Below are 18,827 nucleotides of genomic sequence, written 5' to 3'. Positions count from 1 at the left end.
TATGAAGCTCCATGTGTTGGGTTCATCCAGCAGTGGCAATGGGTATCTCCTTTTTAACGAAGGAGAGGCCCTTGTCATTGAAGCGGGAATAAGGCTCAAAGATGTAAAGCAGGCACTGGATTTCAGGATCGGAATCATTGCAGGCTGTATTGTAAGTCATGGGCATCAAGACCATGCTGGTTATATTGCTGATTACAATGCTGCCGGCATTGATGTGCTCGCACCAGAAGATGTATTTACTGTTAAGCATCACCGCAATCATTCTGCTATAGCAGCAAAAGGTTACAAAATGGGAATGTTTCGCATTATTCCATTTGAGGTAATGCACGATGTAACTTGCTATGGTTATCTTATTGACCATCCCGACTGCGGCAGAATCTTATTTCTGACGGATACCTACCTGTGTCAGTTTAAATTCTCCGGGCTGAACCACATCATTATTGAAGCCAACTATTCGGATGATATACTTGAATCGAATATCTTCAATGGTGTTGAGCATCCCGCAATGCGTGACAGGCTCCTTACATCACACCTGGAGCTTAAAACCACCAAAGCAGTCCTGTTAGCCAATGACCTGAGTGCTGTGCGAAACATTGTCCTGATCCATTTATCTGACAGGAACAGTAATGAGCTAAGGTTTATTGATGAAATCATCGCACTCACCGGCAAACAGGTTTATGCTGCAAAAAAAGGGTTGACAGTTGATCTGGCTATCAATCCATTCTAATAGAATCGCACTTTTTAAAACTCCTAAAACAAAAAGATTATGATCCGTACACTCAAAATACAATCTGAGTACCGTGAAAGTACTAACCCAGTTAACCGCAGGTATTCCAGTGGCTGGGAAGTTCCACTATTACTGCTAAAAGGCAAGTGGCTTGAAAGGGCTGGATTTAAGCCCTACCAATATGCGGAAATCAAAGTTTCTGATGGAAAACTAATTATTCAACCAGCCAGGGAAGGAGGTTCAGAATGATCAATGATCTGACTGGTGGCATGCTTCAGGAGACATTGGAGTTTGCCCGTAAGAACAATGACGGCAGTTTGAAAAACTGTATTGACAGGCTCAACAAAGTTGATGATGAGCTGGGTACTGTAACTATCGTATACAATGACTTCGCACCTAAATCCTTTGAATTTGTCAGGAAGAAAGAAGATAAGTTTTGCGGCAATGGTGGTATCATCTATCATGGCAAACATGATGGTTATGGAAGTGGTGGAGCTCCTACATTCTCTGTATGTGTTGGTAAAACCCAGGGATGGGCTATTCACACTTAAAAATAATGGGTATGAACTTTACACTATCCTCTGACTTTTCCTGCAATGGCCATGCTTTCCATCAGGGAGAGGTCATTGATCTGATCCCTACTGATAGTTCAAAACTTGTCCTCAAAAAGAATGGTCATGAATTTTTAGTTGGTCCGATAATCTTCAAATTTCTGACTGAAGTTGAAGAGCCTACAGCCAATGTCCTTGAACTGTGGTCGAATTCTCAAATCTGTGAATCCCCTACAGGTCATGCTCTAAAATTAGATGGTACCGGGCCAGATGGATTCCATTCCTGGTTCAGGTATCTTAATTATCTGTAATTACTTCTTTGGATTATTTATGAACCTGATGCGATCCAATCAGTTTTTTGGATACGCATCATTAATTCCAATGTTTATGACAAGTTATATTGATGATCCCCGTATTATTAAAACCCGATACCCTGCAACCTGTAAAACCTGTAACTGTAATATTCCAAAAGGGATAAACTGTTATTACTGGCCAAGAGGAAAGTTTATTTACTGTCTCTCATGTGGTGAAGTTGCTTACAAGGTTTTCCTCTCCAATGCTGCCGATGAAGAAGTTTATCACGGCAGGGGTAATCCTTATTGTGGATAAATACATACAGCTATGAACTATAAACAGGTATGCAGTAATTGCGGCTCAGAAGAAGTTGCCCGCTGCAAATGGGTTAACGTTAACAATGATCACATCTATGATGCTGATTCAGGTACAAGCCTCGAATGGTGCTTTAATTGCAATGAGCAGTCTACTATAGTTGAAATGCCGGGTCAACAGCAAAATGAACCTTCAAAGGAGAATTTGTTATGAGCCAGGCAATATATGACCTTGCTGCCGAAATATTTAATCTGAGCGAGAAAGTATCAGTACTTAACACTGGTGATAAGATATACACAACACCTATGGCGAAAGAGCTGACAAGGCGTGAATACTTTATTGGTCTTGCTTTTCAAAGCCTGATGACCTATGCATATCCGAGCAAAAGTGTAAGTGAAATCTGCATTATCGCTATCACTGCCGGTACTGAACTTGCTGATAAAATTGAAACTCAAAATCACCTACAATGAATGATTGCGAAATTTCAACAGAACGGATGAAAGAAATCAGGAGGCTCAGAGCCATAGTACGTGAACTGAACCAACGCCTTGAAAATGGCAGACACTATCTGATGGGAATTCAACCACCAGAATTAACAGTTGAAGATACCCTGGAAGCCTTCGGGTATAACAGGAATGGATTGGAAAACTATTAAAGCAGGACAAATGAAAGTAATATTCAGCTATACAACAAAAGAAGCTGTTGCTGACGGTACACTTGTAAAGATTGATCAGCAATACCTGGATGAAGCAGGAATCAGAACACCAGTTTATCTGAGCAAAGCAGTCTTTGAAAAATATGTGAAAGTCCCGCCTGAAATGGATGGAGAGCAGGATGAAGATGGCAGACTTTGGGATATCCTTTGGATGTTCCGCGTATATGCCGGGACAAATCCGAATGTAAATATTATCAGGTTCAAATTATCATGTCGCCTACCAGATAAAGAGGACTGGTTAATCAATGAAACTTTTGAGAATGACCGGCTATCAAGAATTGTGACACTGAAAGCAGTTTGCTCAGCCAATGATATTGATGATCCGCAGCCTGCTATATTTATCATGATGCCAGGCGAAGACTAATTAATTCTGCTTGTAGCAGAACACAAACCAACACCCACTGGTACCATTTCATTTGAATCTGTAACTGGTGGGAGTTGGTTTAAAACGGTGCTAAAACCAGAATAACTTTTTCTGACCTCTTAATAGGTTGAGGTCAAAAAGTTATTTCCGGTTTTACCCCCTTTGGTTAGCGAATTCGTAATGACAGTTTAATGAATACATTTTTTCAGGCATGATCATTCAGAGTAGTCGGCGAATTCGGATTGTGACCAGTGAATTTAACTTTTTAGCCAAGGGTATGTTTATCAATGAAATAAATGTCAGTTGGTAAACTTTTTTTAGACCTTCAAGTGTTTCGCGCACACCATATCTTTATTGCTTCATCAACCAAATATCATTAATTAGGAATTATGCTTAACAGACCCTTGCTGGCTAGGTTTAACAGGCTGATAATAATCACTTTGATTGATTATTCAAAGAATGGATTAAGATAAAATGGGTCAGTTAACATTATTACGCTATTTTTGCATAGGTTTTTAACGCAACGGTTTGAATAACTGGAGTTCTTTGAATTTGGCTAATTCCGCTAAGGTATGCTAAAAAGTATGTTAAATGAAAAACCGCTTACAATTATTTTAATTGCAAACGGCTCATTTCCAAGTTGTCCGACTAGGGCTCGAACCTAGACTCTTCTGATTCAGAGTCAGACGTGTTACCAGTTACACCATCGGACAGTAAAGGGGTGCAAAAGTAATAAAATCCAGTTATGTTCGCCAAATTTGTTTATTGGTTTTTTTCCATCCGGGTCCAGGCATCCCTTAATGTTACGGTACGGTTGAACACTGGTTTATCTTTAGTGCTGTCGGGGTCAATGCAAAAATAACCGAGGCGTTCAAACTGGAACTTGTCCAGCGCTTGCACATCCTTGAAAGAATCTTCCACAAATCCCTGAACCACTTTCAACGAATCAGGGTTCAGATGGTCTTTGTAATCCTGCCCTTCTTCGGTATTATCAGGCATTTCAACATTAAAAAGACGGTCAAATAATCTTATTTCAGCAGGTCGGGCATGTGTGGCCGAAAGCCAGTGAATGGTGGCTTTTACCTTGCGGTTGCTTTGTGGTAATCCGCTACGGGTTTCAGGATCGTAAGAGCAATGAATAATACTAATTGCGCCGTTTTCATCTTTCTCAACACTTTCGCATTTGATGATATAGGCATATTTAAGCCTTACCTCTCCACCGGGTTTAAGCCTGAAGAACTTGGGTGGAGCGTCTTCCATAAAATCTTCCTGCTCGATAAAAAGTTCTTTTGAAAATGGCAGCTTGCGCGTTCCTGCATCCGGATCTTCGGGATTATTGCCGGCATCAATATACTCTACCTGGCTATCCGGGTAATTATCAATTACAAGTTTTATAGGGTTAATTACCGCCATTCTTCGTAAGGAGCGCTTATTCAGGTCTTCACGGATGCTGTGCTCCAACAAGGCCACATCTATCACGTTATCGCGTTTTGCGACCCCAATTCTATCAGCAAAAAAGCGAATGCTTTCAGGAGTATATCCACGGCGTCTTAAACCACTGATTGTCGGCATACGCGGGTCGTCCCAGCCATTGACAAACTTCGCTTTAACAAGTTCCAGCAATTTACGTTTGCTCATCACTGTGTAACTGAGGTTCAAACGGGCAAATTCGTACTGACGGGGACGATAAGAGCCCGGCTCCACAATCTGATCCAGAAACCAGTCGTATAATGGCCTGTGTACTTCGAACTCAAGGGTACAGATGCTGTGTGTGATTCCTTCAATGAAATCACTTTGGCCGTGCGCATAATCATAGGTTGGATAAATGCACCACTGGTTGCCCGTGCGGTGGTGATGGGCAAACATAATGCGGTACATGATCGGATCGCGCATATGCATATTGGGCGACGACATGTCAATTTTGGCGCGCAATACTTTTGATCCTTCCGGAAATTCTCCGGCCCGCATGCGATGGAACAAATCAAGGTTTTCTTCGACGCTTCGGTTGCGGTAAGGGCTTTCTGAGCCGGGGCGTGTTGGAGTTCCACGGTTCGCACTTATATCGGCAGCGCTCATATCACAAACAAAGGCTTTTCCTTTCTTAATAATGATGATGGCATATTCGTATAGCGCTTCAAAGTAATCGGAAGCATAATACTCACGATTTTCCCAATCGAAACCCAGCCAACGAACATCTTCTTTGATAGAATCAACATATTCAACATCTTCCTTAACCGGGTTGGTGTCATCAAATCGAAGGTTGCACATTCCGCCATACTGCAAGGCCAGTCCGAAATTCAGGCAGATAGATTTGGCGTGTCCAATATGCAGGTAACCATTGGGTTCGGGTGGGAAGCGTGTGTGAACCCTTTTCTCATTTTTACCCTGGCGCAGGTCTTCTTCGATAATTGTTTGGATGAAATGCAGCGATTTGCCGCTTTCTTTTTCATTCACTGGCTCGTTCATAAAAGAGGTTTGCTTTGTTTTTTAACAGTTTGCAAAAGTAATAGTATTACATGAAAGGTTAGATAAAGATTTCGGGAACCATGACTGGATACACAAGACTTTACAATACAAAGTCAAATTACTGCGAACAGATGAAGGTTGTTTAAGACAATCAGACCACAACAGTATCTTTATCAGTCAAAGCTGCATTTTAGTAAATTTGCGGTTCTTAAAAATTAGAAAACTATGGGAATGATATCGGTTGAAGGCATGGAATTTTTTGCCTACCACGGTTGCTTTGCCGAAGAGCAGGTAATTGGAACCCGCTTTATTGTTGACTTTTATTTCGAAGCCGATACCAGCGATGCCGAAGTAAGCGACGACCTGAGGCAAACCGTGAATTATCAAACGGTGTATCAACTGGTGAAAAAAGAGATGGAAATCAAAGCCCATCTGCTTGAGCATGTAGCTCACCGTATTCTGAAATCGGTTATGAACAACTTTCCGGCCATCAATGCTGCTGAAGTGAAAATTTCAAAGCTCAATCCCCCGCTCGGCGGCAAGGTTGACAAGGTTTGTGTAACATTATCAACCGACGATTGGACAGATGCAGAACCCAACACCTAAGATAAAAACCTGCCCATCATGTGGCGTTACGTTTGAGTGTTCGCACTCAATTGAATGCTGGTGCATGGCCTATGTGATCCCAAAGGAAAATATGGAATTGATCCGGCAACATTTCAGCGATTGCCTATGCTCCGAGTGTTTGGGCAAGTATGCAGTTAAAGTCAAAGAAAGCTGCTAATTGGAATTTGTTTTTTCTTTATATCTTTGCACACAATTGGTCTCATGGCCGAGTGGCTAGGCAGAGGTCTGCAAAACCTCGTACAGCGGTTCGAATCCGCTTGAGACCTCAAATGAAAAGAAGAAGTGTTTAACGCGCTTCTTCTTTTTATTTTAAGATAATCCCCGTTTTTATCAAATCAAACTGATCCGGTAATACGTTGAATCAAATGAACATCAAAGGTATTACCAGGTTTCATTTCAAACAGTATTATTGGGTTAGCACTCTTAAGACTTCATCTTTGGAGGGAATATATCCTTTGATCACTACTCTTCCATCAACAACAAGCGCTGGTGTGGTCATCACTCCGTAAGTCATAATTTCCATGATATCTTCTACTTTGCTTATTTGTGCATCAATGTTGTTTTGTTCAACTGTTTCGCGAACCACTTTTTCCATGTTCTTACATTTCATGCATCCGGGTCCTAATACTTTAATTTCCATAGTAATAATTATTAAATAGTTGTTTTTACAGGTACTAGTAAATTAAAAAGGGTTGAGTATTCTTCCCAGTTTTGCTTATTCAGGCAGTATTTTATAAACGGAGGATTGATCTCACCTTGAATCAATCCGGCATTTTTTAATTCTTTCAGGTGCTCTGACAAGGTGCTGCGGGCAATGGGCAGCTCTTCAGCCACATCGCCGCTATAGCAACAGGAATCAGCATTATCGGCTAAATAACGGATAATAAAAACACGGGCCGGATGAGCCATTGCTTTTGAATACCTGGCGAACTTTTCAATATCTGTTGTGTATACACTTTTCGTTTTCATTCAATCATTATTTTCGTTTCCCGTGCGGTTTTAGCATGCATGCACAGGATCCGGTTAATTTTTCCTTCTTATTTGTTTTCAATGGCAATCCGTCTCTTTCCCAATCAAAGATACCGCCATTAAGATTTGCAAGATGTGTAAATCCTACTTGCTGCAGGAATTCAATCACTTCCTTGCTGTGAAGCCCAACCGAATCTGCAATAACAAGGAATTTATCCTGTGGCAGTCCGGTGTATCTTTCTTTTATTTCCTCGTGATCAATGTATATAACCTCTTCAACACCAAATCCCTTGTAACACGTTTCATAAGCATGGCGTACATCAACAAATACGGCACCTTTTTTAGCCGCTTCAAATGCCTCCCTGGGCGACAGATGATGAATCTTGCCGATCTTAATTCCTGAATCTTCCAAATCTGTTAGCATTGTCTGATAAAATTCAATCTACTCTTTTGCTGCCGTTTTAATCCAGTTTTCTAATGTTGCCAGCGTTGGCATTTTTCCGCTGAGCACTAACTTTTCATTGATAATCAAGCCCGGTGTCAGATAAACTCCATGATCGGCAATCTTTTCATGATCCGTTATTTTATTTATACTGGCTTCAACATCAATATTTTTAATTGCTTCCCGGCACATAGTCTCAAGCCTGATACAATTGGGACAACCCGGTCCTAAAACAGTGATATCAACTTTTTTCATAATTGCTTAATTATAAAATGATCCAAAAATCAACCCTGAAATTGTGGCCATAATTATCACGAGCAGAATAAATGTAGCGGTTTTCTTAAAACCCATTACACTGTGGATAACCAGCATATTGGGCAATGAAAGCGCTGGTCCTGCAAGTAAAAGGGCTAACGCAGGACCCTGGCCCATCCCTGAAGCAATCAATCCTTGCAAAATGGGAACCTCTGTTAGGGTTGCAAAATACATGAAAGCACCAAACACAGAAGCAAACAAATTAGAGAATAACGAATTTCCACCAACCAATGTGGCTACCCAGGCATTGGGAATAAGCCCTTCGCCGTTTTCGGTTCCAAGTAATAGTCCGGCAATCATCACTCCTGCAGCGAGCAGAGGTAAAATCTGTTTTGTGAAACCCCAGGTTTCATAAAGCCATTCACGGGGTTCTCCTTCTTTTGAAAGGGTTAAAACAACCAAACCGGCAACAGCCAGGATAAACGGTATTTCGGGGGCACTAAAAATAAAACTGCTTACAATCGCCGGTAAGGCAGCCAGCACAACATGTTGCCACTTCATTTTAAGAATATATACCAGCGAAAACATGAAAGCAATGCCAAAAAATGCTGTAATATGCCATTTACTGATGCCGAAAATATCCTGGGTTCCCCAGTTGGCAAATACGAGGATAAATACGAGAATAAAAAAGTGAGAAGAAGTTTGCCACATGGGCCTTGTTTCCGGTACATCCGGAACATTCATTTGAGCATCGTTACGCTCTTTTTCTTCTTTCCTGAAGAAAAACGCCATAAGCAGCCCAATTACCAGGCTGAAAACCACCGCCCCTACGATTCTTGCCAAACCAAGTTCCCACCCCAGAATTCTTGCAGTAAGAATGATTGCCAAAATGTTTATGGCGGGGCCGGAATAAAGAAAGGCAATGGCTGGTCCCAATCCAGCTCCTCTTTTATGGATGCTTGAAAACAAAGGCAGAATTGTGCAGGAACATACCGCCAGAATGGTGCCGGAAACCGACGCTACCAGGTACGCCAAATATTTGTTGGCTTTCGCCCCAAAATATTTGATAACCGCTGCCTGGCTGATAAAAACTGCAATTACACCGGCAATGAAAAACGCGGGTATCAAACAAAGCAATACATGTTCACGGGCATACCACTTGGTAAGCACAAGCGCTTCGTAAACGGCATTGTCAAAACGGGTTTCGCCAATAGGTAGAAAATATGCTGCCAGGAAAAATACCAGTAACCAGGCGAAAATCTTAAGTTCTTTCTTAGCTTCCATAGCTATTACGAGATAAGAAAAGGATTAATATAGAAATCGAAAATATAATACAGTCCGACCACAATGAAAACAATGGCAACTACCCTTCTGAACCATTTTTCAAAGATTTTCATCTTGTTATAAAAACTGCTGATCCCTGAAACACTGTATGCCAGCAAATAAGCCACTAAAATTACAGGTAGCCCGGTGGCAATGGCAAAAACAAATGGAAGGATCAGGCCGTCGGGGCTGGCGACAGTCATCGGGATTAGCATGCCAAAATACAATACACCGCTATAGGGACAAAATGCCAGTGCAAACAATACGCCAATAAGCAAGGCACTCCAGAGGTTATTGATTTTGATACGCTCCAAAAGCTTATTGACAATACCTCCGCGCAATCCGGGTATATTTATTTTAATATAATCCAGCATGAAAATCCCAAAAATCAGCAGCAGCGGCCCGAGTAGACGCTCGCCATATTTCTGGAAAAAATGAGCGATTTGAAATGTGCTTGCTCCGAAATACAGTATCACACCAATAAGCGTGTAGGTAATGGCTCGTCCAAGGGTATAAACTACTCCGCTGAGGAACACATATTTTTTGTTGTTGATCTCACGGGCGATAAAGGCCGTAGCAGTGATGTTTGTTGCCAGCGGACAAGGGCTTACAGCAGTCATCAAACCCAAAATAAAGGCTGTAAAGATCGGAAAAGAGGAAGCCTCAAGTAATGATTGCAGGTATTCCATAGCTATTCAAGGTGCTGATTAAGCGTTGAGCGCAAAATTTCTATGAATTTATCAGCGTTTGTTCCGGCATACATAAAGGCGTTGTTGGTCAGATCACTTATTTCTGTGAGTTCGCCGACACCGGAACTAACAAACAAAGCCGAACCATAAGCCACATATTCTTCAGCTATTTTTTGATTTTCGGCCTGTTCAACATTCATGACATAAAGCTTTAGTGTTCCGTCTTCAACCTGCTCCTTATACTCTGTCAAAACCGTTTCCCGTACAATTTTTTCAATGGTGAGGCAAGTTTGGCAGCGATTGCTTGTGTGAAAAGATAAAACCCTTACAGGGTAATCCTCAAGATTATCTGCAACCACAGAAACATAGCTGTTCTCTTCCTTTGCAGCTGTATCTGGTCGTGAACAATTTGAAAAAAGGATCAATCCGAATACAAAGCTCATAAATGCAATCATTTTTTGTTTCATAATCATCAGAATTAGTTAGTTAAACCTCACAAATCATTTTTTGGTAGTAAAGAATATTAAGATATGTTGTACAAACCATAATCATTTCCTATTTCGACGAATCCCGAAATATTTTAACAAAAAAGAACCACTCGTAATCAAGTGGCTCGTAATAATATCATTAATCCTTATTTAGGCCCTGGAGATGATAAAGAGCTTTTTGTCTTTTCCGGCAATGCCTGATCCGGAGCCTGCACTACTTCACCTTTAATTCTCAGGACAACAGTATTCTTGGTAACAGAATTTGATGTAACTACAATAGATTTGTTGATCGTGTGTGGCCTATTGACAGTTGTGTACTTGACTTTAATTTCAGCGCTTTCGCCTGGCAGCACTGGTTCGCGTGGCCACTGGGGTACGGTACAACCGCATCCGGCCCTTACGTTAGTTAAGAGGAGCGGTTCGTTTCCCTTGTTGGTAAAAGTAAATACACAATTACCATCGCCATTAACATAAATTGTCCCATAATCGTGGGTTTCTTTGTCGAACTCAATCAATGGCCCTGAGACTTTCGCTTCTTCTTGTGCCAGTAAGGAAAAGCCAAACGACAGCATCAAGAAGATCATGCCGGTTAAAGAAAAAACTACCTTTTTCATAATTATACTTTTTAATTGATCCTTAAAATTTAAGGATGCGGCAAAATTATTAATAATTTATTTATCATTTCGTCGAATCCCGAAATATTTTAATAAAAAATGAGCCAACTCGTTTTAAGTGGCTCATTATGAGTTTGTTTAAAACCTTTTTATTTAGTCCCGGGCGCTGAAAGCTGGCTTTGTACTTTTTCCGGTGATGCCTGGTTAGGTGCTGCAACCACCTCTCCTTTGATCCTTAGAACAATCGTATTGTCAACAATTGAGTTTGATGTGACTACAATTGATTTATTAATGGTATGTGGTCTGTTTAACGTGGTATATTTTACCTTTATCTGTGCACTTTTTCCAGGTAAAACCGGCTCGCGAGGCCATTCGGGAACGGTGCAACCACATCCTGCCCTTACATTAGAGAGAACCAATGGTTCATTACCTTTATTTGTAAAGGTAAATACACAATTACCATCGCCATTAACATAAACGGTTCCGTAATCGTGAGTTTCTTTATCGAATTCGATAACTGGCCCTTTAGTAGTGGACTCGGTCTGGGCAAAAGCAGAGGCGGTGAAACTTAGCACTAACAAAATAATACCAGCCGATGCAATGAGATTCTTTTTCATCTTCTTTTAGTTTTGGGTTAATTTTTACAAATGAACAAATAATTAATTGAAATGATTTATTTTTTAAGAGTTTTTTTGATTGTTTATTGCTCTTTAAAGGGTTTTCAGCTACCCGGATTATCACCACTAAAAACAATGCCAGAAAAACGTTTTTACCTATTTAGAAGAAAAAAAATCATTAAGCTGGTTTCTCATCAAATTAAATTTCTCCGGGTTAAGGTGGTACGAAATGCCTGATACATTATGTTTTTTATAAACCAGCCCAAGCTCCCTGAATTCCTTTAAATGCTGTGACACAGTGGTAAAAGAGACCGGAAAACCCTCCATCATGTCTTCGCTTTTACAATAACCCTTGGTCATAAGAATATCCAATAGCTGGATGCGCGCAGGGTGACTGAACAGTTTTGTGATCCTGGCAATATCATTATGCTTCTTTGAATAATCTTTGGTTTTCATAATCATTAGTTTTCGATAATGTGGGGGAGTTGGATAGTTCTATTTGCAAAGATAATCCATAAAGAGGCAAAGGCAAGTTTTGGGCGGCAAATTTTTGCCACCAAATCATATGCCCTAAAAATTAAGTTGAATTTCGTGATTAAATCATTTACTTGTTTTAGGACAGGTCCTGATGCCCAATAGTCTATAAATTCCACACCAGCCTACCAATCCGGTAATTAGCAATGCAGCAGCTACAATTCCCAGTAAAATGGCAAGAGTTCCGGTAAGGATTTCGCGGTAAATCAACACACCAATTCCAACGGCTATGATGAACCGTACAATAGCGTCAAAGGTGCCAACATTCTTTTTCATTTTCATTATGCTTAAGGTTCGTAATTTTATAACAGGGGCTAAAGGTAATTATTTGATAAAACCGAACAAAGTATTTACGATCCAATTACCCGGCCAAGCTCTTTATTAATCCTGATCAGTATTTCTTTAAAACGTTGATTTTCTTTTTGTAGTTCCAATTGCTCTTCTATACTGGCGCTGTTTCTCATTTTTGATTGAATGGTTCGGAGAATTTGATTGATTTTTTTTGCCTTTAATGCCAACACCGATGTTGTAACGGTTTGTTTTAAGTACTGCTCTTCACCATTTACATAGATTTTATTTATTCTCCAATTATCGCTGAGTTCGTGCCGGTTGCTGATAAGTTCAATTGAGAGGCTGGCAATTGCAGGATCTGGATGTGAAGTGAAATATTGAAAGTCCGGCAGTATTCCATCCCGGTTCAAACTTTCTGCCATCTGGTTAAATATTAATTGAAAACCTGGATTCTCAAAAACTATTTCATCAGTATTTAAGTCGTTGATGATAAATGCCGCCACACTTACATGATATAAATCAAAGCGGCCAAACTCGTTTTCTTTTTCAAATGCAATTTCTTTATTTCCATAGGCAAGTAACAACCTTATAATCTCACTTTCCTGAAAGGCACTACTGTCAGTTTTAAACTCAACCTGCGTGGCAGTAATATTGCTTGGTTGGATAAACTCCGATTCATCCTGGCTTTCCGCAATTCTGGTATTATTGTGTTTGTTTCTTTGGTTTTTCTTATGTTCATTTAACAAGATTGGCTCATCAACATCCATGAGATCGGCACATGCTTTTATGTATTCAAGCCGCATTGTTTCATCCGGAATGAGGCTAATTGACCCGACTATTTCTTTTATCAGACCGGCTTTCTTAACAGGGTCGTTCTTAACATCTTCGAGTAACAAACCGGTTTTTAGCCTGATGAAATCTTTTGCATTTTCGGCCAGGTAAGTTTTAGTTTCCGCGGGACGGTATTTTCTGGCATAAGAATCCGGGTCCTCCCCTTCAGGAAACAAAACTACTTTAACATTCATTCCCTGCTCAAGGATCAGGTCAATACCACGGAATGAAGCTTTCAGGCCTGCTTCATCACCATCGTAAAGAATGGTAATGTTATTTGTATAGCGTTTGATTAATCTGATTTGCTCCGTAGTAAGCGATGTTCCGGATGATGCAACCACATTCTGAATCCCATTTTGAAACAAGGATATAACATCAGTATATCCCTCTACCAGAAAACAGTTATCAGCAGAATTTATAGCATTCTTCGCCAGAAATAGCCCGTAAAGGACTTTACTTTTGCTGTAAATATCAGACTCAGGCGAATTGACATATTTTGGTTTGGTGGGATCTTTTTTCAGGATGCGACCGCCAAATCCCAGAACCCTGCCAGTAAGATTTTGGATCGGAAAAATTACCCGACCACGGAAGCGATCGAAATGATCACCTCCTTCGCGCTCAACAGTTAATCCACTTTTAAACAGGAATTTCAGCTCATAACCATTTTTTAATGCGTGTTCGGTAAACTCTTTCCATGTATCCGGACAATAGCCAAGTTGAAAACGCTCAATGCTATCGTCTGTAAAATCGCGCTCTTTCAGATAAGTTAATCCAACAGCTTTTCCTTCCTGGTGATTGTTCAGGCAATCAGTAAAAAACTTTTGCGCAAACTGATTGATATTGTAGAGGCTCTCTTTTTCATTTTGTTCCTGAATATATTCAGGCGTTTGGGCTTCCTCTTCAACCTCAATATTATATTTCTTTGCCAGGAACCGAAGGGCTTCAGGATAAGTATAATGCTCGTGTTCCATAATGAAATTAACAGCATTGCCAGCCTTTCCACACCCAAAGCATTTATAAATCCCTTTTGTTGCCGAAACCGAAAAAGACGGAGTTTTCTCATTATGGAAAGGGCAGAGCCCAATGTAGTTTGCGCCTCTTTTTTTAAGGTTCACAAAATCAGAAATCACCTCCTCTACCCTGGCGGTTTCAATAATTGTTTGAATTATTTCTTTTGAAATCAATGATTTAGTGATTTATTTCGTTGATGGCTAAATTACACAATACATTGCTACCTTTGTTATTCACTACTAATTATAAAAGCAACATGGCTGAAAAAGAAATTGAACTCCTGAGAAAACAAATTGAGAAATTGGCCGAAAAAGAATTTGATCTCAATATCTGGAAAAGCACCACAGTACTGGTTTTGGATCGGATCTTTGGCCGGGATTCAGAAAAAATCAACCAGATACGAAATATTAATTATGATTACAGCAGTTGGACCTTGAGGGATACTTCCGGTGCATCCTCTTCTGATATTGTTAAAAAACTCGGTCGTGAAATATTGGAAACGATTATTGTTGAACTTGAGACTTTTGGCTTACCCGATAAAAAGGAGAGCGATCAGGTGGATATGTCCGCAATTCAATTGGCTCTTGAAGATGCTTTAAGAATTTCCCAATATCGTGAGTTGATCTCAATCATAAAAGAAATCAAAGATCGCCCGGAGCGAAAAAAAGTACTTTCAGAAAAACTACAAACATATGGCGATGAAACTGTAAGAGATGTTTTAGCCGGAATACTTTCGCACCCTTCATTTGAAGGATTGCATTAGTTCCTTACTGCTGGCGCTCTTCCCAAAGTTGACGGAACGATTTGGGTTGTACTACAGGCATTTGCCTTCTGCTACCCCAGGCCTTTTTGAAGAATCTTCTTAGAATTTTGTTTTTAAAACCTGCGCTTGCACCATCTATTCTGCTTCTTTTCATCATAAATCTTTTCATCACCAACATGCTGATTTTATCATAGAATGTACTGGTGTTGCGTTTAACTGAATCATTCCGGTTGTGCAGCAACAGCTCATGCAGGTTGATATTCACGGGGCACACTTCTGTACAATTACCACATAGTGATGAAGCAAAACTTAAATGTTTGAATTTTTCAAAATCAAGCATGTAGGGTGCAATAACGGCGCCTATCGGACCACTGTAAGTGGTTCCATAAGCATGCCCGCCAATATTTTTGTAAACAGGACAGGCGTTAAGGCAAGCACCACAACGAATGCAGGTCAAGGCACGACGCTGGTTGGGTTGAGCCAATAAATTGGTTCGCCCGTTATCAATTAAAATTACATACATAGCCTCCGGGCCATCTGCTTCATTTTGCTGTCGTGGCCCATTGATAACAGAGCAATAAGCGCTTAGCCGCTGACCAGTTCCATGGGTTGAGAGCAATGGCCAAAATAAGTCAAGATCAGTTATTGATGGGATTACTTTTTCAATTCCTGTAATTGCTATATGAATTTTGGGTCCTGACATTGTCATCATGCCATTGCCTTCATTTTCATTAACTGCAATGGAGCCGGTATCAGCAATCAGGAAATTAGCGCCGGTAATTCCAATCTCAGCCTGGCTAAATTTCTCCCTCAAAAGCTTTCTTACAAAATGAGTTATTTGCTCAGGACTGCTGTTTTCAGGCATTTCAAACTTTTCATGAAAAAGTTTGGCTACATCTTCCTTTGACAGATGCATGGCTGGGGTCACAATATGATATGGCGCCTGCCCTAATTGCTGAACAATGAATTCACCTAAATCGGTTTCAACAACTTCTATCTTATTCTTCGCGAGATGTTTGTTCAACTCAATTTCTTCGGTGACCATGCTTTTCGATTTGACCACCATTTTGGTTTTGTGCTTCTTGGCAATATTCAGCACTTCTTTTACAGCAGTTTCTGCATCGAGTGCCCAAATTACTTTTCCACCTCTTTCTTCAAAATTCTTTTCGAACTCAACAAGGTAACGGTCAAGTTCATTGATAACCTTGTATTTTATAACGGCAGCTTTCTTTTTTGCCAGGTCAAGGTTACTAAACTGCCTTTTTCCATTTTTAACAGCAGCATCGTATTTTGAGATATTGTAGTTTATCTTTTTACGATGCTCCCGATCGAATGCAACTTTTTCAGTAGACCTAACAAAGTCAGTATATGTGATTGGCTTGGTGCTCATGCTATTTACATGGTATTTTTTGAACTCTTATTGCATGCCTGCCTCCATCAAAGTCAGTATTAAGAAAAGCATCAAGAGCCTTTAAGGCTTCTTCTTTATCAATGAACCGTCCTGGAAATGAGATAATATTAGCGTTATTATGCATGCGTGCAAGCCTTGCTATTTCAGTATTCCAACATAAAGCAGCTCTTACATTTGGATATTTATTGGCTGTCATGTTTACACCATTTCCACTTCCACAAATTAAAATTCCTCTTTCTGAAACGCCACTATTAACCGCATCTGCAACTGAATGTGCAAAATCAGGATAATCAACACTCTCTTCAGAAAAGGTTCCGTAATCTTCAAATTCAATTTTCTTCTCCTTCAAATAATTAATAAGCGCTTCTTTTAATTTGAATCCGGCATGATCACATCCTAATGCCAACTCTTTTGTTTGCATGGCAATGTTAATTTATTTTAAAACAAAAGTAGCTAAAAATGAATGGTTCCGACTTTAGCGTATTGCCAGCTAGGGAATTATTTTGATTTGAAGCCAAGAGACTAATTTCTAAAAATGATAGAAATCAATCAGTTAAGAAATATTAACATTCAACAGGCTTTATTTGTTAATAAGTTGTTACCGCTTTTTAATAAATAGAATTTATGAACACAGATTTTTCCCTTTTGGGTTCATAAGGTTAAAACAGTAGTACTTGTTAATAGTTATTCCACTCCTGATGAACAAAAATGGTCTAATTTAGCAATGAATTTTATTAACATTCTTCTTTTACTTCAAATTGTTAATTCAATTTCGGATTACTGATTTACAATAAATTGATCATTCATAATTGTTAGCAGGGTGTTAATAGAAAATTGATAACTCAAAATCCTAATTTTATGCGCAAATAATGCGAACACAATTAACACCCTTTAATACTTATAATATTTTTTATTCAAATTCATTTATAATAAGCACGCTTAAAACAGGATTTGTGCAAGCCATCATCTTGCAGTAATCTTGCAGTATCAAATGAGAATATGAAAAGCCTGATTAAAATATTGGTAGTCGTTATTTCTCAGATGAGTTGGATGACTACATTTTCCCAGGAAGCATTCAACCCCGATGGTTACAATATTTTTTATCATACCAACGGAAATATTTCCAGCGAAGGTACAATGAGAAATGGAAAGCCCGATGGGTATTGGAAAACTTACCATGAAAACGGCATCATCAAATCGGAAGGCAACAGAGTTGATTTCGAATTAGATAGTGTTTGGACTTTTTATGATGAAACTGGCGATATTAGTTTAGAAATCAGCTATAAAGCTGGTGTTAAAGACGGAATCAGAAAAACTTACCGCGTGGATGAAATCATTGTGGAGCGTTTCGTTAAAGATGTAAAAACGGGACTTACTGAACACTTTTTTACTGATGGTGCATTAATGCGAACCATCCCGTTTGAAAACGGACTTGAGCAAGGGAATGGGTTTGAATACGACCATGAAGGCAACATCATTACTTTAATTGAATACCGTCGGGGCTTTATAATAAACCGGGAAAGTATTAACCGTCATGATCATAACGGATTAAAACAGGGGAGGTGGAAATATTTTTACGATGATGGAGCATTGCAAATGGAAGGAACATTCCGAAACGGAAAAAGAGACGGTTTCTTTAAAACTTACGATCGCAATGGAAATCTGCTTGATCTTAAAAAGTTTGTTAATGATGAGGAAATTATTGATGCTCCTGAAATTTTCCGCCTTGAAGTCGTAACGGAATATTATGAAACTGGTGTTATAAGCCGGGTAACAACTTATCGTAATAATTTACCTGAAGGCGTAAGCAGGGAATATGCCGAAGACGGATCAATTTCAGAAGCTATCGTATATGCCGCTGGTAACGTGATCGGCAAAGGGATCATTGATGAAGAAGGAAACAAAGAAGGTGATTGGGAAGATTATTACATTGACGGTAGCTTAAGAGCACAAGGCACTTACAAGAATAATAAGAAAACCGGAGAATGGATTTATTATCATGAGAATGGTACACTTGAGCAAAAGGGGACTTATGATGATGAAGGTAAGCCTGTTGGAGAGTGGGTTTGGTATTATGATAATGGAAATCTTTGGAGGGAAGAATTATTTATCAACGGATTACAGGATGGCCTTGTAACAGAGTTTGACCCTTTTGGAAAAATTATTTCAGAAGGCGAATATTTTGAGGGCCTCGAAGAAGGCAAATGGATTTATAATTTTGAGAACCACAAAATTGAAGGTTCATACAGTTCGGGTCGAAGAAATGGAGTTTGGAAACATTATTACAGTAACGGCCAGTTAAGTTTTGAAGGACAGTTTATTGATGACAATCCAAATGGAAAGCATATTTACTACTGGGAAGACGGAAATAAGAAAGACGAAGAAGAATACATCATGGGCCGTAAGGAAGGTGATTGGATCCGCTACAATGAAGACGGCACACCCTTGCTTGTTATCACTTACAGTAATAACAGGGAAGTAAAGTATGATGGGGTAAAAATTAAACCAGAATTCGATGAATGATCAATTC

Annotated in this window: 28 protein-coding genes and 2 tRNA genes; 14 read left to right on the top strand and 16 right to left on the bottom strand. The window is 39.7% G+C overall.

Translation table 11 applies throughout. The features are described 5' to 3' along the window. Position 1 precedes the first annotated feature (1 nt). The 9 genes from IH597_08735 (at position 2) to IH597_08695 (ending at position 2,966) form a co-directional block, all read left to right on the top strand. A complete protein-coding gene (locus IH597_08735) occupies positions 2 to 727 on the top strand; it encodes an MBL fold metallo-hydrolase (GenBank protein MBE0662539.1) in 726 nt (241 codons plus the stop codon). A gap of 39 nt (positions 728 to 766) precedes the next feature. Further along, a complete protein-coding gene (locus IH597_08730) occupies positions 767 to 976 on the top strand; it encodes a type I addiction module toxin, SymE family (GenBank protein MBE0662538.1) in 210 nt (69 codons plus the stop codon). Then, complete coding sequence (locus IH597_08725; GenBank protein ID MBE0662537.1) at positions 973 to 1,278, top strand: DUF4120 family protein; 306 nt, start codon at positions 973 to 975, stop codon at positions 1,276 to 1,278. Before IH597_08730 ends, IH597_08725 begins: the two co-directional genes overlap by 4 nt. Positions 1,279 to 1,289: 11 nt before the next feature. Further along, complete coding sequence (locus IH597_08720) at positions 1,290 to 1,589, top strand: hypothetical protein (GenBank protein ID MBE0662536.1); 300 nt, start codon at positions 1,290 to 1,292, stop codon at positions 1,587 to 1,589. A 76-nt stretch (positions 1,590 to 1,665) separates the two neighbouring features. Next, complete coding sequence (locus IH597_08715) at positions 1,666 to 1,887, top strand: hypothetical protein (GenBank protein ID MBE0662535.1); 222 nt, start codon at positions 1,666 to 1,668, stop codon at positions 1,885 to 1,887. A gap of 12 nt (positions 1,888 to 1,899) precedes the next feature. After that, entirely contained in the window at positions 1,900 to 2,100 is a 201-nt protein-coding gene (locus IH597_08710; protein MBE0662534.1) for a hypothetical protein, read from the top strand. Further along, complete coding sequence (locus IH597_08705; GenBank protein ID MBE0662533.1) at positions 2,097 to 2,357, top strand: hypothetical protein; 261 nt, start codon at positions 2,097 to 2,099, stop codon at positions 2,355 to 2,357. Before IH597_08710 ends, IH597_08705 begins: the two co-directional genes overlap by 4 nt. Continuing rightward, positions 2,354 to 2,542 (top strand): hypothetical protein, encoded by a 189-nt coding sequence (locus IH597_08700; GenBank protein ID MBE0662532.1) that lies wholly within the window; start codon positions 2,354 to 2,356, stop codon positions 2,540 to 2,542. The genes IH597_08705 and IH597_08700 overlap by 4 nt, the downstream gene beginning before the upstream one ends. A 10-nt stretch (positions 2,543 to 2,552) precedes the next feature. After that, positions 2,553 to 2,966 (top strand): hypothetical protein, encoded by a 414-nt coding sequence (locus IH597_08695; protein MBE0662531.1) that lies wholly within the window; start codon positions 2,553 to 2,555, stop codon positions 2,964 to 2,966. Between the two features lie 640 nt (positions 2,967 to 3,606). On the opposite strand, the gene IH597_08690 is transcribed toward IH597_08695, so the two are convergent. After that, positions 3,607 to 3,679, bottom strand: a tRNA-Gln gene (locus IH597_08690). 49 nt (positions 3,680 to 3,728) lie between these two features. After that, complete coding sequence (locus IH597_08685; GenBank protein MBE0662530.1) at positions 3,729 to 5,432, bottom strand: glutamine--tRNA ligase/YqeY domain fusion protein; 1,704 nt, start codon at positions 5,430 to 5,432, stop codon at positions 3,729 to 3,731. Positions 5,433 to 5,657: 225 nt separating this feature from the next. Between IH597_08685 and folB the strand changes: the two genes are divergently transcribed. From folB to IH597_08670, 3 genes are all read left to right on the top strand, one after another. After that, the gene (gene folB / locus IH597_08680; protein ID MBE0662529.1) at positions 5,658 to 6,038 is read left to right on the top strand and encodes a dihydroneopterin aldolase; all 381 of its coding nucleotides are present in this window, start codon (positions 5,658 to 5,660) and stop codon (positions 6,036 to 6,038) included. Then, the gene (locus IH597_08675) at positions 6,019 to 6,216 is read left to right on the top strand and encodes a cysteine-rich CWC family protein (GenBank protein MBE0662528.1); all 198 of its coding nucleotides are present in this window, start codon (positions 6,019 to 6,021) and stop codon (positions 6,214 to 6,216) included. Before folB ends, IH597_08675 begins: the two co-directional genes overlap by 20 nt. A gap of 38 nt (positions 6,217 to 6,254) precedes the next feature. Continuing rightward, positions 6,255 to 6,325 (top strand) — tRNA-Cys (locus IH597_08670). A gap of 140 nt (positions 6,326 to 6,465) precedes the next feature. Here the strand turns inward: IH597_08670 and IH597_08665 are convergent. From IH597_08665 to dnaG, 12 genes are all read right to left on the bottom strand, one after another. Next, entirely contained in the window at positions 6,466 to 6,699 is a 234-nt protein-coding gene (locus tag IH597_08665; protein ID MBE0662527.1) for a TM0996/MTH895 family glutaredoxin-like protein, read from the bottom strand. Positions 6,700 to 6,710: 11 nt separating this feature from the next. Further along, positions 6,711 to 7,028: a winged helix-turn-helix transcriptional regulator gene (locus IH597_08660; GenBank protein ID MBE0662526.1), complete on the bottom strand. Its 318-nt coding sequence runs from the start codon at positions 7,026 to 7,028 to the stop codon at positions 6,711 to 6,713. A gap of 7 nt (positions 7,029 to 7,035) precedes the next feature. Further along, positions 7,036 to 7,452: a hypothetical protein gene (locus tag IH597_08655; protein MBE0662525.1), complete on the bottom strand. Its 417-nt coding sequence runs from the start codon at positions 7,450 to 7,452 to the stop codon at positions 7,036 to 7,038. 18 nt (positions 7,453 to 7,470) lie between these two features. Next, on the bottom strand, positions 7,471 to 7,725 hold the full coding sequence (locus tag IH597_08650) for a thioredoxin family protein (GenBank protein MBE0662524.1): 255 nt from the start codon (positions 7,723 to 7,725) through the stop codon (positions 7,471 to 7,473). A 6-nt stretch (positions 7,726 to 7,731) separates the two neighbouring features. After that, on the bottom strand, positions 7,732 to 9,009 hold the full coding sequence (locus tag IH597_08645) for a permease (GenBank protein ID MBE0662523.1): 1,278 nt from the start codon (positions 9,007 to 9,009) through the stop codon (positions 7,732 to 7,734). Between the two features lie 5 nt (positions 9,010 to 9,014). Beyond that, positions 9,015 to 9,737: a sulfite exporter TauE/SafE family protein gene (locus tag IH597_08640; protein MBE0662522.1), complete on the bottom strand. Its 723-nt coding sequence runs from the start codon at positions 9,735 to 9,737 to the stop codon at positions 9,015 to 9,017. A gap of 2 nt (positions 9,738 to 9,739) precedes the next feature. Beyond that, positions 9,740 to 10,204: a hypothetical protein gene (locus IH597_08635; GenBank protein ID MBE0662521.1), complete on the bottom strand. Its 465-nt coding sequence runs from the start codon at positions 10,202 to 10,204 to the stop codon at positions 9,740 to 9,742. 167 nt (positions 10,205 to 10,371) lie between these two features. Then, complete coding sequence (locus tag IH597_08630) at positions 10,372 to 10,839, bottom strand: DUF1573 domain-containing protein (protein MBE0662520.1); 468 nt, start codon at positions 10,837 to 10,839, stop codon at positions 10,372 to 10,374. Positions 10,840 to 10,988: 149 nt separating this feature from the next. Continuing rightward, positions 10,989 to 11,456 carry a DUF1573 domain-containing protein gene (locus IH597_08625; protein ID MBE0662519.1) on the bottom strand — a complete coding sequence of 156 codons (468 nt, stop codon included), beginning with the start codon at positions 11,454 to 11,456 and terminating at the stop codon, positions 10,989 to 10,991. A gap of 156 nt (positions 11,457 to 11,612) precedes the next feature. Next, positions 11,613 to 11,912 (bottom strand): helix-turn-helix transcriptional regulator, encoded by a 300-nt coding sequence (locus IH597_08620; GenBank protein ID MBE0662518.1) that lies wholly within the window; start codon positions 11,910 to 11,912, stop codon positions 11,613 to 11,615. Positions 11,913 to 12,056: 144 nt separating this feature from the next. Continuing rightward, positions 12,057 to 12,266, bottom strand: a complete 210-nt coding sequence (locus IH597_08615; GenBank protein MBE0662517.1) for a DUF2892 domain-containing protein — start codon at positions 12,264 to 12,266, stop codon at positions 12,057 to 12,059. 74 nt (positions 12,267 to 12,340) lie between these two features. Next, the gene (gene dnaG / locus IH597_08610; GenBank protein MBE0662516.1) at positions 12,341 to 14,296 is read right to left on the bottom strand and encodes a DNA primase; all 1,956 of its coding nucleotides are present in this window, start codon (positions 14,294 to 14,296) and stop codon (positions 12,341 to 12,343) included. An 83-nt stretch (positions 14,297 to 14,379) separates the two neighbouring features. Between dnaG and IH597_08605 the strand changes: the two genes are divergently transcribed. Then, entirely contained in the window at positions 14,380 to 14,886 is a 507-nt protein-coding gene (locus IH597_08605) for a hypothetical protein (protein ID MBE0662515.1), read from the top strand. Between the two features lie 4 nt (positions 14,887 to 14,890). On the opposite strand, the gene IH597_08600 is transcribed toward IH597_08605, so the two are convergent. Together IH597_08600 and rpiB are read right to left on the bottom strand one after the other, a co-directional pair. Further along, positions 14,891 to 16,276: a lactate utilization protein gene (locus IH597_08600; GenBank protein ID MBE0662514.1), complete on the bottom strand. Its 1,386-nt coding sequence runs from the start codon at positions 16,274 to 16,276 to the stop codon at positions 14,891 to 14,893. A 1-nt stretch (position 16,277) separates the two neighbouring features. Further along, entirely contained in the window at positions 16,278 to 16,718 is a 441-nt protein-coding gene (gene rpiB, locus IH597_08595; GenBank protein MBE0662513.1) for a ribose 5-phosphate isomerase B, read from the bottom strand. Between the two features lie 578 nt (positions 16,719 to 17,296). Between rpiB and IH597_08590 the strand changes: the two genes are divergently transcribed. Beyond that, on the top strand, positions 17,297 to 18,820 hold the full coding sequence (locus tag IH597_08590) for a toxin-antitoxin system YwqK family antitoxin (protein ID MBE0662512.1): 1,524 nt from the start codon (positions 17,297 to 17,299) through the stop codon (positions 18,818 to 18,820). The last annotated feature ends 7 nt before the right edge of the window (positions 18,821 to 18,827 follow it).

It is taken from the genome of Bacteroidales bacterium (genome assembly GCA_014860575.1).
Taxonomy (GTDB): domain Bacteria; phylum Bacteroidota; class Bacteroidia; order Bacteroidales; family JAAYJT01; genus JAAYJT01.
This window is presented reverse-complemented; position numbering and strand designations above follow the sequence as displayed.